Origin of the sequence: Chitinophaga sp. 22308, assembly GCF_052045305.1 — a bacterium.
Classification (GTDB): Bacteria; Bacteroidota; Bacteroidia; order Chitinophagales; family Chitinophagaceae; genus Chitinophaga; species Chitinophaga varians_A.
Genome location: NZ_JBQEOP010000007.1, coordinates 235,643 through 250,150, shown reverse-complemented (window position 1 = coordinate 250,150; position 14,508 = coordinate 235,643). Strand labels below are relative to the sequence as shown.

12 protein-coding genes and 1 riboswitch are annotated in these 14,508 nt (G+C 49.6%); of the genes, 9 read left to right on the top strand and 3 right to left on the bottom strand.

What is annotated here, in order from left to right; translation table 11 throughout:
• Positions 1–170 precede the first annotated feature (170 nt).
• From ACTJJS_RS26955 to ACTJJS_RS26940, 4 genes are all read left to right on the top strand, one after another.
• Complete coding sequence (locus tag ACTJJS_RS26955) at positions 171–791, top strand: CGNR zinc finger domain-containing protein (protein WP_440666502.1); 621 nt, start codon at positions 171–173, stop codon at positions 789–791.
• On the top strand, positions 788–1,693 hold the full coding sequence (locus tag ACTJJS_RS26950) for an EamA family transporter (protein ID WP_440666500.1): 906 nt from the start codon (positions 788–790) through the stop codon (positions 1,691–1,693). The genes ACTJJS_RS26955 and ACTJJS_RS26950 overlap by 4 nt, the downstream gene beginning before the upstream one ends.
• 30 nt (positions 1,694–1,723) lie before the next feature.
• Complete coding sequence (locus ACTJJS_RS26945; RefSeq protein ID WP_440666498.1) at positions 1,724–2,683, top strand: Gfo/Idh/MocA family protein; 960 nt, start codon at positions 1,724–1,726, stop codon at positions 2,681–2,683.
• 283 nt (positions 2,684–2,966) lie between these two features.
• A complete protein-coding gene (locus ACTJJS_RS26940; protein WP_440666497.1) occupies positions 2,967–5,156 on the top strand; it encodes a bifunctional alpha,alpha-trehalose-phosphate synthase (UDP-forming)/trehalose-phosphatase in 2,190 nt (729 codons plus the stop codon).
• 71 nt (positions 5,157–5,227) lie between these two features.
• On the opposite strand, the gene ACTJJS_RS26935 is transcribed toward ACTJJS_RS26940, so the two are convergent.
• Complete coding sequence (locus ACTJJS_RS26935; protein ID WP_440666495.1) at positions 5,228–7,009, bottom strand: glycoside hydrolase family 15 protein; 1,782 nt, start codon at positions 7,007–7,009, stop codon at positions 5,228–5,230.
• A 102-nt stretch (positions 7,010–7,111) separates the two neighbouring features.
• Here ACTJJS_RS26935 and glk point away from each other — a divergent pair, with 102 nt between their 5' ends.
• From glk to ACTJJS_RS26920, 3 genes are all read left to right on the top strand, one after another.
• On the top strand, positions 7,112–8,164 hold the full coding sequence (gene glk, locus ACTJJS_RS26930) for a glucokinase (RefSeq protein ID WP_440666494.1): 1,053 nt from the start codon (positions 7,112–7,114) through the stop codon (positions 8,162–8,164).
• Positions 8,165–8,173: 9 nt separating this feature from the next.
• Positions 8,174–8,247, top strand: a riboswitch (Fluoride riboswitch).
• Between the two features lie 46 nt (positions 8,248–8,293).
• A complete protein-coding gene (locus ACTJJS_RS26925; protein WP_440666492.1) occupies positions 8,294–9,601 on the top strand; it encodes a voltage-gated chloride channel family protein in 1,308 nt (435 codons plus the stop codon).
• A gap of 119 nt (positions 9,602–9,720) precedes the next feature.
• Positions 9,721–10,161, top strand: coding sequence for a VOC family protein (locus ACTJJS_RS26920; RefSeq protein WP_440666491.1), 441 nt, complete (start codon positions 9,721–9,723; stop codon positions 10,159–10,161).
• Between the two features lie 1,008 nt (positions 10,162–11,169).
• Here the strand turns inward: ACTJJS_RS26920 and ACTJJS_RS26915 are convergent.
• Positions 11,170–11,961 carry an SDR family NAD(P)-dependent oxidoreductase gene (locus ACTJJS_RS26915; RefSeq protein ID WP_440666489.1) on the bottom strand — a complete coding sequence of 264 codons (792 nt, stop codon included), beginning with the start codon at positions 11,959–11,961 and terminating at the stop codon, positions 11,170–11,172.
• Between the two features lie 54 nt (positions 11,962–12,015).
• Positions 12,016–12,597: a TetR/AcrR family transcriptional regulator gene (locus ACTJJS_RS26910; RefSeq protein ID WP_440666488.1), complete on the bottom strand. Its 582-nt coding sequence runs from the start codon at positions 12,595–12,597 to the stop codon at positions 12,016–12,018.
• A gap of 135 nt (positions 12,598–12,732) precedes the next feature.
• Here ACTJJS_RS26910 and ACTJJS_RS26905 point away from each other — a divergent pair, with 135 nt between their 5' ends.
• Positions 12,733–13,329 carry an RNA polymerase sigma factor gene (locus ACTJJS_RS26905; RefSeq protein ID WP_440666486.1) on the top strand — a complete coding sequence of 199 codons (597 nt, stop codon included), beginning with the start codon at positions 12,733–12,735 and terminating at the stop codon, positions 13,327–13,329.
• Between the two features lie 85 nt (positions 13,330–13,414).
• Positions 13,415–14,440, top strand: coding sequence for a FecR family protein (locus ACTJJS_RS26900; protein WP_440666485.1), 1,026 nt, complete (start codon positions 13,415–13,417; stop codon positions 14,438–14,440).
• Positions 14,441–14,508: the final 68 nt, after the last annotated feature.

Sequence of the window (14,508 nt, the reverse complement as noted above, 5' to 3'; positions counted from 1 at the left end):
GTTGTTGTAAGTTGATGATTTTAAGTTGATTATTTTGCTTTTGTTGTTGTAATGATTTAAGATGTGAAATTCCTTGCCAAAGCCTCAATTTTTATTAACCACCAAAATTAATTTTACTGGTTAATATAATGCCTTACATTTGTGCAGAGGACTATCTTAAACACTGAATTATGTCAGTAGAAAAAAGCATCGCCACCTTACGTTTTGATGGCGGAATACTTTGTCTGGATTTCGTGAACACGGTCAGTAACCGGATGAAGCCAGCCTCACATGATTACCTTTCCGGTTTTAGGGAACTACTGGAATGGTATGGTCGTACGGGAGTGATTACTGTCAAAGTGTCTCATACATTGGAACGGCTGGCGAAAGGATATCCGCAAAAAGCAGCCGTCGTTTTTGACAAAAGCATCGGGCTGCGGGAGTTATTATTACGGCTTTTTACAGCTGCTATCCATCGGAAAGCACCTGACCCTTCGGACCTGCATTTGTTTAACACTTATGTCGCCGAGGCATATGCCAATATTGAAGTGGCCTGGAAACCTGCGCGAAGTCAGGGAGAATTATTGTTTAACGCACCGGCACTGGAGCAGTTGATCTGGTGGCTGGTAAAGTCCGCACTGGAGCTTTATACCGGAAATGGTTTACAGCAGGTGCGGCAATGTCCTTCCTGCGGGTGGCTGTTTCTCGACAAAAGTCGTAATGGCTCCCGTAAATGGTGTAGCATGAGCAGCTGTGGGGATATCAATAAAGTGCAGCAATTTAATCAGCGTAATAAAAAGAAAGCAAAATGACCGCGTCCGTAAAACCTGCCAGCTCAGGGTCAAAGACCTTCCTGTATCTGCTGGCGGTATATATCATCTGGGGATCTACCTATCTGGGTATGAAGATCGCTACGGAAACCGTGCCGCCCTTTTTATTGTCGGCCCTCCGCTTTTTTGCCGCCGGAGGTATCCTGTTGATCATTGGTTATCTTAAAGAAAGGAGTATTCCCACTAAAGGGCAGCTGTTGTCCGCCATTTTCGTAGGGGTATTGCTGATAGGTATCGGGAATACTACCGTAGCGCTGGCCGTTCACTATATGCCTTCCGGGCTGGTGGCCCTGATCGTGGCAGCCATGCCTGCCTGGTTTATGGGACTGGACTGGGCCTTCTTTAGCCGGAAACGTCCGTCGTTGCTAACTACAATAGGGATTGTCCTGGGGTTCCTGGGGCTGTTCCTGTTGTTTAACCCGTTCTCGGCAGCACATGCCAGCCGCAGTTTTCCTTTGTGGCCCATTCTCGTGGTAGTAGCGGGCAATATCTGCTGGGCAACCGGTTCACTGTTCGTACAACGGCTACCGATGCCTACCCAGATGACCAGTACCGCTGTTCAGATGCTGGCAGGTGGAGTGTTTTCATTACTGGCCAGCGGATTATTGGAGCCCGGGGCATGGGACACACTACCGGAAATGTCCCAACGTAGCTGGCTGGCTTATATTTATCTTGTTATGATCGGATCACTGGTTGGCTATACCTCTTACAGCTGGCTTACCAGGAATGCGCCGCCCCGTCTCACCGCCACCTACGCTTATGTGAACCCGGTCGTAGCGATGTTCCTGGGCTGGGCCATCGGCAACGAAGTGATCGACAGCATGGTGGGCGTATCAGCTGCCGTTGTCATTGCAGGGGTAGTGCTGATGACGTTAAAGAAGTAATTTGTATTTTGTCTGCTTAATCAGGAAACTATGGACAGGATCAACTGGGGCATCATTGGCTGCGGTAATGTAACTGAAGTAAAGAGCGGCCCCGGCTTCCGGCTGGCTGCCAACAGTGACGTAACCGCCGTTATGCGCCGCAACCGGGAGCTGGCGCAGGACTATGCGCGGCGTCACCAGGTAGACCGTTACTATGACGATGCCAATGAGCTGTTGCAGGACCCGGATGTGAACGCGGTTTATATCGCTACGCCGCCAGGCAGCCATGAAGCATATGCCCTCGCCGCCATAGCGCGGGGCCTGCCGGTATATATTGAAAAGCCGGTCGGCGTTGACCTGTCAGCAGCCCGCCGTATAGCTGCAGCTGTCAATGCGGGTGGTGTTCGTGCCTGTGTGGCGCATTACCGTCGTCGGCTGCCCGCATTTGTGGCAGTGAAGCAGTGGCTGGCGGAAGGGCGTATCGGCCGGGTGCTGCATGTGGACCTGCGCCTGTGGAAAGCGGCCCCCAGGGAGAACGCCGGATGGCGCCTGGACCCTGCCTTGTCAGGCGGCGGCCACTTTCACGACCTCGCCCCGCATCAGCTGGATATCCTCCTGTATTATTTCGGGCAGCCGTTAAAGATCAGCGGTATCAGTGTCGGAACCGATCCACGTATAGCCGACCAGGTTAGCGGGCAGATACTGTTTCCCGGGGAAGTGCTTTTTAACGGCAGCTGGAATTTCGCAGCGCCTGATGGTCGGGAGGAGGACAATTGTACTATTACCGGAGATGCCGGGACCATCCGCTTTCATTTCTTCCGGAATTTCGACGTGGCCACGCTGGAAACGGCGGCAGGGACCGAATCTTTTCGTTTCGACACGCCTGCCCATGTCCAGGCGCCGCTGATAGCCGAAGTAGTGCAGTATTTCCGCGGCCAGGGCGCCAATCCCTCTTCCGTGGAAGATGCCGTCATTGGAATGGAGATGATGGAGCAACTGCTCGGCCAATAAATACCCTTTATTTTTATATGTGTTGAAAGCCCTGCGTAGCAAGTATTTCGCAGGAAGGGGAGATATTTCCCTTCCTTTTGCCCTTGAAAACCATTATATTGCGAAGATCACCCTTTGCAGGAAAACCCGCTATCCCACTCCGGATATGCCCTGTTGATGAACCACAGCCGCTTTAGCAGCATTATATTTATTTAAATGTATCGGTTCCGCTCTTTTGGGTGTGCTATTTGTTTTGTTGCTGCACACAGATCACGTAATTGATAATTAGAGATATAAACTGACTATGCGAAAGACTATTATTGTATCGAACAGGCTACCGGTAAAAATTACAGAGAAAGACGGTGAATTTACACTGCAGGCCAGTGAAGGTGGGTTGGCTACCGGTTTGGGATCTATTTACAGGGAAGGGAACAACATCTGGCTGGGATGGCCCGGACAGGAAATCAGTGATCCGAAACAACAGGAGAAGATCACCAAACAGCTCAGGCAAATGAACCTGATGCCCGTTTTTCTCACACAGGAAGAAATCAATTATTTCTACGAAGGGTTCTCCAATGAGACGTTATGGCCGGTATTCCATTACATGGCCGTGTATGCCCGCTATGACCAGGCCTACTGGGACGCCTATTACCAGGTGAACAAAAAATTCCGCGATATCGTGCTGCAGGTGGCCGAACAAGGCGATATCATCTGGATACATGATTATCAGCTGCTGCTGCTGCCAGGCATGCTACGGGCGGAAATGCCGGAAATGTCCATCGGCTTTTTCAACCATATTCCTTTCCCTTCCTACGAGCTGTTCCGCCTGATCCCGTGGCGTGCGGAGCTGTTAGAAGGGATGCTGGGCGCCGACCTGATGGGATTTCACACGTTTGATGACACCCGTCACTTCCTCAATGCCGCCAGCCGTATCCTGCCGGTCAATACCAGCGCTAACGTTGTCTCCAACAATGATCGTGTTACCGTAGTGGAAACATTTCCGATGGGGATCGATTTCAATAAATTTTCCAACCTCGGACAGGACCCGGAGGTAAAACATCAGCTGCAAAAACTGGAAGAGAATTTCCAGCAGGAGAGAATGGTACTTTCTATCGACCGGCTGGACTATAGTAAGGGCATCCTGCAGCGCCTGCAGGCTTTTGAGTTATTGCTACAGCTGCACCCGGAGTATGTAGGTAAAGTTGTCTTGTATATGATTGTAGTACCCTCCAGGGACACCGTTCCGCAATACAAAGAGTTGCGGGACGAAATCGATAAACTGGTAGGGAATATTAACGCCAGGTTCCGTACCCTCAGCTGGCACCCGGTACAATACTTTTATCGTTCCTTCCCGGTAGAGGTGTTATCGGCCCTCTATAATTATGCAGATATCTGTCTGGTAACGCCAATGCGGGACGGGATGAACCTCGTCAGCAAGGAGTATGTGGCCAGCAGGAACAATAATGACGGTGTACTGATCCTCAGTGAAATGGCCGGTGCATCTAAAGAGCTGATTGACGCCATCATCGTCAACCCCAATAACATCGGGGCTATTACACGGGCTATTGTGGACGCGTTGAATATGCCTTTGCCGGAACAACAGCGGCGCATGAAACAAATGCGGCAGCTGGTGTCCAAATTCAACATTAACCACTGGGTGAAATTGTTTATGACCCGTCTGGAGGAAGTGAACCAGATGCAGCAGAATATGCTGGCCCGCCGGGTAAACCAGGAAACCGCCATGATGATACGGCAGCAGTACAGGCAGTCCAAAAGGCGCATTATTTTCCTGGATTATGACGGCACCCTTGTAGGGTTCCAGAGCAATATAGACATGGCGGCGCCAGACCCGGACCTGTATCAGCTGTTGCGGGAACTGGCAAGTTTCCCGGGCAATGATATTGTTATGATCAGCGGCAGAAAACACGAAACACTGGGAGAGTGGTTTGGCCACTTACCGCTTGACCTGATCGCTGAACACGGCGCCTGGCAGAAGACAAAGGAAGGGGAGTGGTACCAGCTGCCAGGGCTTACCGATAAATGGAAACAAGAGATAATACCGATGCTGGAACTGGCCACAGACCGTACCCCCGGGTCTTTTATAGAAGAAAAAAGTTATTCGTTGGTGTGGCATTACCGCAAAGTGGAATCCGGTCTGGGAGAATTGCGTGCCAATGAACTCATGAACACCCTACGATACTATACCGTGGAAAAGGGGTTGCAGGTATTGCCCGGTGACAAGGTGATTGAAGTAAAGAACGTTGAGATCAATAAAGGTAAGGCGGCGCTGAGCTGGTTGAACCACAAGAAGTATGATTTTATTATGGCGATGGGAGACGACGTAACTGATGAGGATATTTTTAAAGCCCTGCCGCCGAAGGCGATCACCATTAAAGTGGGAAGTCAGGTATCAGCCGCACAGTATTATCTCCGCAGCCATCATGAAGTAAGGCATTTGCTGCGTACGTTGAAGACCGTACATTCGGATATTTAGGGATTTAGGTATTTAGATATTCTATTGGTGTTATAACAAAACACCAATAGAATATCTAAATACCTAAATACTTAAATGAAGATGGGCCTATCCAGTTTCATGGCGATACGATAGGCGGCATTCATCAGGCCTACGTGGCTATAAGCCTGCGGGAAATTACCCCATTGGCTGCCGGTAGCCGACTCCACGTCCTCGCTAAAGAGCAGGAGATGGTTGGAATATTGGAGCAGCTTACTGAATTCACGTTGCGCATCGTCGAGCCGTCCCACGCAGGCGAGCGCTTCCACATACCAGAATGCACACACGAGGAAAGTGGTCTTTGGCAACCCGAAATCGTCAGAATGCCGGTAACGGTAAAACAGTCCTTCCGGTGTTTTCAATTCCTTTTCCAGTCCGGCCAGGTGATCACGCGCCTTTTCAGACGCAGGGTCCAGGTAGTTCATCATGATCAGCTGTAAGGTACTGGCATCCAGGTGTTGGCTGCCTGCTGCGTTGGTATATACTTTCCGCACGGGATCGTAGCAGCTTTCGATATGGGCTGCAGCCCGGTTTTTCAGCGCAATGGCGCGGTCGATCAGTTCTTCATTGCCAATGGTACGGGCCATTTTTTCAGCGGCATTACAACCTGCCCACTGGAACAGGTTCGTATAGCAGTGTACGTTAGCCATGTTCCGGAATTCCCAGATACCTGCATCTTTTTCATCGATGGTCCGTTCTATCTTCTTCAGCAGCAGATTGATCCACCGGTCAGAGTCTTTTCTTTCAGAGAAAATAAAACGGTGGTCGGTATACAGGGGCAACATGGAGATCAGCACCTGTCCATATATATCATTCTGAATATGTTCGTATGCCTGGTTGCCTATCCTTACTGGCTGATTGCCCATATAACCGTCCAGATGGGGGAGAATGGTCTCTGTCAAATCCTTCTTACCAGTAATACCATATAGTGGCTGATATCGGAAATCACCTGAGAAAGAGATGTCTGTGATATAGCTGAAATACTTTTCCATCTCCTCAAAATGTCCGATATGGTTCAGTGCGGTGATCACATAATAGGTATCACGCATCCAGCAGTAGCGATAGTCCCAGTTGCGGCCGCTGTCCGGGAACTCGGGGAGGCTGGTGGTACTGGCGGCTATAATGGCGCCGGTATCTTCGTTCTGGTGTATTTTGAGCGCCAGCGCGGCACGGATCACGTATGGCTGGTGGTAGTTGGCGATGGAAGAGTGTTTGATCCAGGTGCGCCAATAGGCGATCGTTTCACGAAAAAACTGCTCCGCGGTGCTGGTCAATGGTGCTTCCAGCGGCTGGCCGTAGGTCAGTATCAGGTACTTGGTATCATTCAACACAAAATATTCTTCTTCAAAAACATAGCTGACAGCGATATTGGTGGTCAACCTTATTTTATCTTCACATCCTGCAAACTCAATATGGTTGCTGCCCCGGACAGGATGCAGGAGTGCCGTGCCGTAATCGCAGGTGGGCGTGCATTTCACGCGCACACGGGGAGAACCTTCCAGTGGTTCTACTTTCCTGATCAGCATCAACGGCTTAAAAAACCGTTCGTATTGCAGAAAGCGGGGAGCGAAGTCAGTCACCCGGTAGCTCCCTTCATGCGTCGTGATTTCCGTACAGAGAATATTGGTGTTCTCCATATAATATTGGTGGGAATCAAAATCACCATTGGGCAAAATGGAAAAGGTACCGCCTTTTTTACGGTCGAGCAGCCCGCCGAAAATAAAGGAGCTGTCCATCCGCGGCCAGCAGAGCCAGTCTACATTAGTATCTTTGTTAATATGCGCCAGGAATGCGCAATTGCCGATAAGTCCAGTCTGATAGGTATGTCTTTCCATTAAAATCAATTTATTGGGTTTACATTTTTTTCAGAAAATTGTTCAACGAGGGGCAAATGCTGTTCCAATTTGACTATTTTTAGGAGATAAGTTCACGATGTTATGCAGACGATCAAAAAGCAGCATTATTTGCCCAGGTTTGTAGCGCCCGTATATGAGCAGGGGAAGGACCTGTATTTGCTGGCGGGCGACCTGGGTGGCACCAAGACCAACCTGGCGCTGTTCCGATTGACCGATGGAGAGCTGGACCTGGTGCGTGAAGACAAATACGCTTCCCGCGACTACGCCAGTTTCTCAGAGATTATCCAGCATTTTATCAGTCAGGGAGGGCAGGAGCCGCAGCGTATATGCATTGGCGTGGCAGGGCCCGTGGTAAAGGGAAAAGTGGAGCTGACCAACCTGGCCCGTGAACTAAGTGAAGATGAGATCCGGCAGGCGACGGGCATCCGTGCAGTAGCCCTTATCAACGACCTGGAAGCTACCGCCTATGGCCTGGCCACCTTATCGCCCGGACAACTGACCACGCTGCACCGTGGCGCAGCCGACAACAGTGGGAATATGGCTATCATCGCTCCGGGCACGGGGCTGGGGATGGCCGGACTATATTGGGATGGCCAATATCATCATCCATTCCCGACAGAAGGCGGTCATGGCGACTTTGCGCCGCGAACAGAACTGGACATTGCGTTGTTGCGTTATCTGCAGGAAAAATATGAGGTCGCCAGCTGGGAACGGGTGATTTCGGGCCCTGGTATTGTGACCATCTTCCAGTTCCTGCGGGATGTGAAAGGCATGGAAGTACCGTCAGCACTGGCAGCTGAAATGGCCACCGGCGATGATGCCGCCGCCATCAGCAAGGCAGCCATGGAAGGGAAAGTTCCTATTTGCGTGAAGACCATGGAGCTGTTTGTGCGTTATCTGGGCCGTGAATCGTGCAACCTTGTATTGAAGATGAAGTCCACCGGAGGGCTGTTCCTTGGAGGGGGCATTCCACCGAAGATAGCGCGGCTACTGGAAACGGGCGAATTCTACCACCATTATATGCAGGGCGACCGGATGGCCGAATTGCTGGGCAGTGTTCCCATTCATATTGTCAATAATGATAAGTCAGCCCTTTGGGGCGCAGCATATTATGCTGGATTATTAGCAGATTAGTTTTATTTTTGCGGCACAGGAAATGGTGTCTTCCTGCTCAGAACCGTTTCGGGTCCTCCGAAACTGATGGCGCCTACAAAACGAACCTGGCGATGCAGAAGTATCGTCGTAAACTGCTGTTTGTAGGACATGAAACAACACACGAATAAACCGGAACAAGTAACAGTGGCGTATCAGCTGCTGAGATGGACAGTATTGGTATTACCCGTCGCCCTTATCGTGGGCAGTCTGGTAGCCCTCTTTTTATGGTTGCTGGACAAGGCAACAAAAATACGCTTCGAGCATGGCTGGCTACTATACCTGTTGCCCGTGGCGGGCGTCTTGATTTATTGGTTGTACCGTCTGGGTGGCAGGAATGCAGAGAAAGGCAATAACCTGATCATGGACGAAATACACCAGCCAGGTGGCGGTGTTCCTGCGAGAATGGCGCCATTGGTGCTGTTGACGACCGTTATCACCCATCTGTTTGGCGGTTCCGCCGGGCGGGAAGGCACAGCGGTACAAATAGGCGGCAGCATGGCAGCATGGACCGGTAAAACGTTGGGGCTAACCCACAGGGATATACGTATATTATTGATGACCGGTATTGCGGCGGGTTTTGGCGCCGTATTCGGTACCCCGATCGCGGGTACTGTATTCGCCCTGGAAGTGCTGGCCATCGGCGCGATGCGCTACGACGCCCTGGTGCCTTGCCTGATTGCCGCCGTGTTGGCTGATGTGGTGTGTTCAGCCTGGGGTATTTCCCATACGCACTATCAAATATTATATACCAGTACACACCTGACGCCTTATGTGCCTTTTGTGAAAGCGGATTTACTGCTCTTATTGAAAGTAATTGTGGTGGGCGTAGCTTTCGGGCTGACCAGTTTCTTGTTCTCCTGGCTGATACATGCTATTAAATATAACGCCAACACCTATATTAAAATACCCTGGTTGATTCCGGTGGTGGGTGGAGTAATGATCATCGCCATGACATTCATCGCCGGTACCCGTGATTATCTGGGACTGGGCGTTTATAGTCAGTCGCCGGATGGTGTCAGCATTGTCAACGCTTTCCGGGACACTGGAAATATTTCCGATTGGAGTTGGCTGTGGAAGCTCGTTTTCACAGCTGTAACGCTGGGAATGGGATTTAAAGGAGGGGAGGTGACCCCCCTGTTTTTTATGGGCGCCACGCTGGGCCATACGCTGGCGCTGCTGCTTGGCGCACCGGTAGACCTATTCGCAGGACTGGGCTTCATTGCTGTATTTGCCGGAGCCACCAATACCCCGTTAGCCTGCACCTTGATGGGCGTTGAGCTTTTTGGCGCCGACCATGTTCTTTATTTTGCTGTGGCATGTTTCACCGCTTATTATTTCAGCGGGCACTCCGGTATTTATGCTTCGCAGAAGCTGATGGTATCGAAATTTTATTCCAACCCTGAATCTGATCGCTGACGTTTGGAAAATGATCAGACTACTGTTTATCGATAACAAAATGGCCACAGTGGCTTATTTGAGCGCTAACAATTTTGTTAGTCCGATGGTGTGTTCTTATCATGTAGTATGTTTGCAGCATGAAGAAGACGAATATCACGGGCATCCATCATTTGGCTATTCAGGCGAATGATTTCTTTGCCACCTGCAGATTTTATGAGGCGCTGGGTCTTATACCGTTTCATTCCTGGACGCTACCAGCATTCAATATTACACATGCCGCGCTGCTGCAAATTCCGGGCACAGGATCATTTATAGAGGTCTTCGATAAAGACGCCCATATCGCCACGCAAGGCCGTCGGAGAACACCCGGAGAAGACGTTGTGGCAGGCGCATTGCTACACCTGGCGCTCACTGTGGATGATGTGGACGCAGCGTATGCGCATGCAATATCTCTCGGCGCTACGAGCTGCGTTGAGCCTGGGGTGTTATCGTTGGGACAGCCGCCGTTGAAAGTCCGGAACGCACTGGTGTACGGGCTGGATGGCGAAGTGATCGAATTCATAGCCGTTATTGCATAATATTTTTTGCTACATTTTTTGCCGCCAGCGCGTGGGCTTTGTCAAGCTTTGTGCATGCCGGCGGCATTTTTATTTCTTTGATGGTTAGGGCCTATGGTCACCGTTCCATATATACAGTTTCACACCAGCAAATGATCCAGGCCAACAAAGCCTGCACCAGCACAAAGAATACTATAAAGATATTCTACCTCGCCGTTGGGGTATAGGTCAGGTTATACTGAGGCATCAACGACATTTTACCCCAAAAACGAAGACATTTTACCCCAAAAACGAAGGCGCTGAGAATTCCACATCCGTACATCAGCTCAGCATAAATTCGTATAAACCAGCCACAGCGGCTTCATTTCGTGCAATTTCCGCCCATTTTGGTAGAGACTTTTTCGCTGAGGGAGAATCAAAATTCAGAGCCTCCAAATATTCTTATAATAAACATTATGTTAAATAAAAAACGACCATAAGAAGTATTAGAAAAGTTCATAACCAAAATCGGATTAAAACGTTTTGAGGAAGCTGCCCAGAGTACCCTATGTTCAGCCGTTATACAGCCGATTCCCGGGGCTTTTAAAGCGTAAGATCATATGAATGTGTGATGATGACTAATACTGAATGCTTCTCTACTCCCATAAACACGCTTCTCATATAGAGACATGGTCGTCGTGAAGTCACGCGATAAACTAACTATCAAAGAACCCGAGACGCGAACAACGCATCATACAACGGAAATGTATAACGCGTACGCCCTATCCAGTTTAAAAGCAAAGGTTAGAAAATGAAAATGCCAGCAGGAAACGCTGGTAAGATGAAGGGTTAGCACTGACGCAAGGAAATGATTTCCTGCAAAGATTTCGTCGAAGATACTAATTCCCGCTAAACTTTCCAAGCCAGGATGCTGGCTGATTCTATGAGACGAACTAACTGTTACCTATATACGAAATACGCGATTCTCAGCGCTTTCGATGAAGGCCCTGAGAATCGCGTAAAACAAATGAACCTTAAGCTCCGTCCGGATTACAGCGTTCTCAGCGCGCCGCCATCGGCCCGGATAGACGCTCCATTGATGGCTGCTGACAACGGACTGGCGAGGTAAACGGCCAGGCTGGCAATTTCCGCAGGCGCTATAAAACGTTCCAGTAATGAATGCGGATTCGCCTGTTGCATGATCTGTTGTTTGATCACGTCCACAGGAGCCTGATGTGCGGCGGCAATCTGTTCTACAGCTGCTGCTACGCCTTCTGAATAAGTGGGTCCGCCGAGAATCGTATTGACTGTTACCTGTTTCCCTTTGGTTAATTTCGATAACCCATTACCTAAGGCCATCATGGCGGCTTTGGAGGTGCCATAGTGAATCATGTTGCCCGGAATGTTGACACCAGACTCGCTACTAATGAAAATAATCCGGCCGTCGTTCCTCGAAAGCATCCCCGGTAACACATGCCTGGAAAGCCTTACGGCGCTCAGGACGTTGACATTATACATATGGAGCCATTCTGTGTCGGTTATGTCCATAAAGTCTTTTACCTCGAATATGCCTGCGTTGTTGATAAGAATATCTATTTCAGGCAGCTGCTGTAGCAAGGTCTCCATTTCTTCTGCGTGTGCCAGATCTGCCGCAATGCCTGATACGACCACCTTAGGGCGGCATGTACGGATCTGTTGTACAGCCAGGTCTACTTTCGCCTGCGTTCTGCCATGGACCACCACTTCGGCGCCTTCCTGTGCCATTTGTTGCGCTATTGCAAATCCGATCCCCTGAGTGGAACCACTGATAAAAACACGCTTTGATGCTAACTGTAAATCCATATTATAATTGGTCTATGTTTTTGTAATGATCATTACAAAAATGGGTAAAAAATTTTAAGTCAATACACTCAGCTGTATGTCGATCAGTTCTTTCAGCCTTTCCTTATTCGGATGCATCCTCCTGGTCACGTTAAGGCCGTTCCAACAAGTGATCAGATATCTCCCTAAAACAGCAGCATCCGCAGGATTGGCAATAGCGCCGGACCGCTGCGCCTCTCTGATAGTGTCGGTAAACATCCGCTCCACATCTTTCAGGATGCCCACCGCTTCCGCCTCCAGGTCACTGTCCACAAAAGCCAGGGCTGTCACAGTATTGGCAACAATACATCCTTTCATATGGGTATGCTCATCTGCTTCTGCCAGACTTCTGAAAAAATCCTTGATCAGCTCAATAGGCGCCTCGTGTTGTTTCATCTCTTTCTTAAATGCCATAAAGGCTTCGCGCCGCTGCTGCAGCGCTTTTGAAAAGAGTTCTTTCTTCCCGCCCCGGAACGTATTGTACAAACTGCCGCTTCCCATTTGGGTAGCTGTCTGCAGGTCCTGCAAAGACGCTGCACTGTAGCCCTTTTCCCAGAATACCTGCTGGGCCTTTAAGACAACAGCGTCGTTGTCATGTGTTGTTGGTCTTCCTCTCATTTTTGTAACGATCAATACAAAAATAAAAAACATAACCGTTCCGCCAAAATTATTTCTGCTTCTTCCCTGTTATCCGCCGTCTACATATTGCCCGACAAGATAATAACCGGAAAATTTCTATCTTTAGCCTCGCTGATGGACACTAATGGACAACGGAATATCAACGTTATATTTAATGCTCCGGATTCCGCAGAGGCGGCAGCCGCTTATAAGGATTATTACAGGCAGCTGTACAACTACGGCAGGAAACTGACGGACAATAATAGTCTGATAGAAGACGCCATTCATGACGTGTTTATATCCATGTGGCAGGCTTACAGCCGCAATCCCGCCATGGACGCCAGCAAAAGTTATGTGTACAGTAGCTTTCGCCGTAAACTGTTCCGCTACCACGAGGATGCCATCAAGCGGATGCAGCGCGAAGAACGCGCCAGCCAGGCCGCCACTCCCGAATTCGGCGCTGATCATTTTCTGATTCACCGGGAACAGGACCAGCAGCTGAAAGCAGCCATACTACAGGCTTTGCAACAACTTACGCCACGGCAGCGGGAAGCCGTTTACCTCCGCTTCTATGAAAACATGCAGTACGATGAAATTGCCAGGGTAATGGATATCTCTGTTAAAGCTACCTACAAGCTCATGGCCCGTGCTTTGGATGAGCTGAAACAACTGGTCAACATCCCCTTCTACCTGCTGCTGCCTATGCTTCGGTTACTGTTTATCCGGCAGTAACGAAATCTTTTTAAAAAACTTTTGTTTCCATGGGGTAATATCTCCCTGTGCTGACTTATATATATCAGTAAACAGCTAAAACAGGATGCAGCGCAATAAACAGGACAATGAAACATATAGTGTGACCGACCTCGTGGGTAATCCTTCCTTTGTGAGATGGGTACTGCAGCACGATCCAACAGCAGCGACAACATGGGAACCATGGGTAGCTGCTGCCCCGGAGCACGCCGCCATGGCGGAAACTGCGAGGCAACTGCTTTTACAGGTACGATTTACAACGCATGAGCCATCACCGGCAGCACTAACAGCATCCTATACCAGGTATACGCATACCATCTCGCAGTTACAACAGGCACCTGTCAAACGCAGACGCCTATACGCTGTGCTGACGTGGCGCAACGCCGCCATCTGGGCCGGACTGCTGGCCTGTGTGGGAACAACCGCCTGGTATATCTGGCAACAAAAAAGGACCCTGGCGGTAGCTACCACTTTTGGAGAAACCAGACAGGTGGTACTTCCGGACAGTTCCCTCGTTACCCTGCGGGCCAACTCCAGGCTGACCTTCCGCCGTTCCCTGAACGGACAGCTACGCGAAGCCTGGCTCCATGGTGAAGCATATTTCATGGTGAACCAGGATAAAAAAGCAGCGGGATTCGTTGTACATACGCCGGATGCCGATGTGACCGTATTGGGCACCGCTTTTGATCTGAAACAAAGACATCACCGGACAACCGTGTTCCTGCAATCGGGAAAAGTACGCGTCGATTTTCATGATCCGCGGCAAACAAGCAGAATCCTCTCCCCTGGCGATCTCATGGAATATGATGCACAGGACAAACAGGTTTCCGCTTCCAGGACGGACAGCAGCTACAGTAGCTGGGTGCAAGGCAAACTCACGCTGGTAGACGCTCCCCTGTCAGAAATCATAGACATTCTGGAGAACAACTACGGGGAAAAAGTAGTGGTGAACGATGAAAAAATCAAACAAAGGAAAATAGAGGGTATTATATATCTGGAGAGCAAAGCAGACATTCTCTTTATCATCTCCAATGTCCTCGACATAGAAATCAGCCGCAGAAACGATACCATGTATTTCAGTAACCGAAAATAAAAATTATAACAAAAGCCAATCATTCAGTCCGGAGCACATCCACCATAAGCGCTGACTGTATGCAGAAC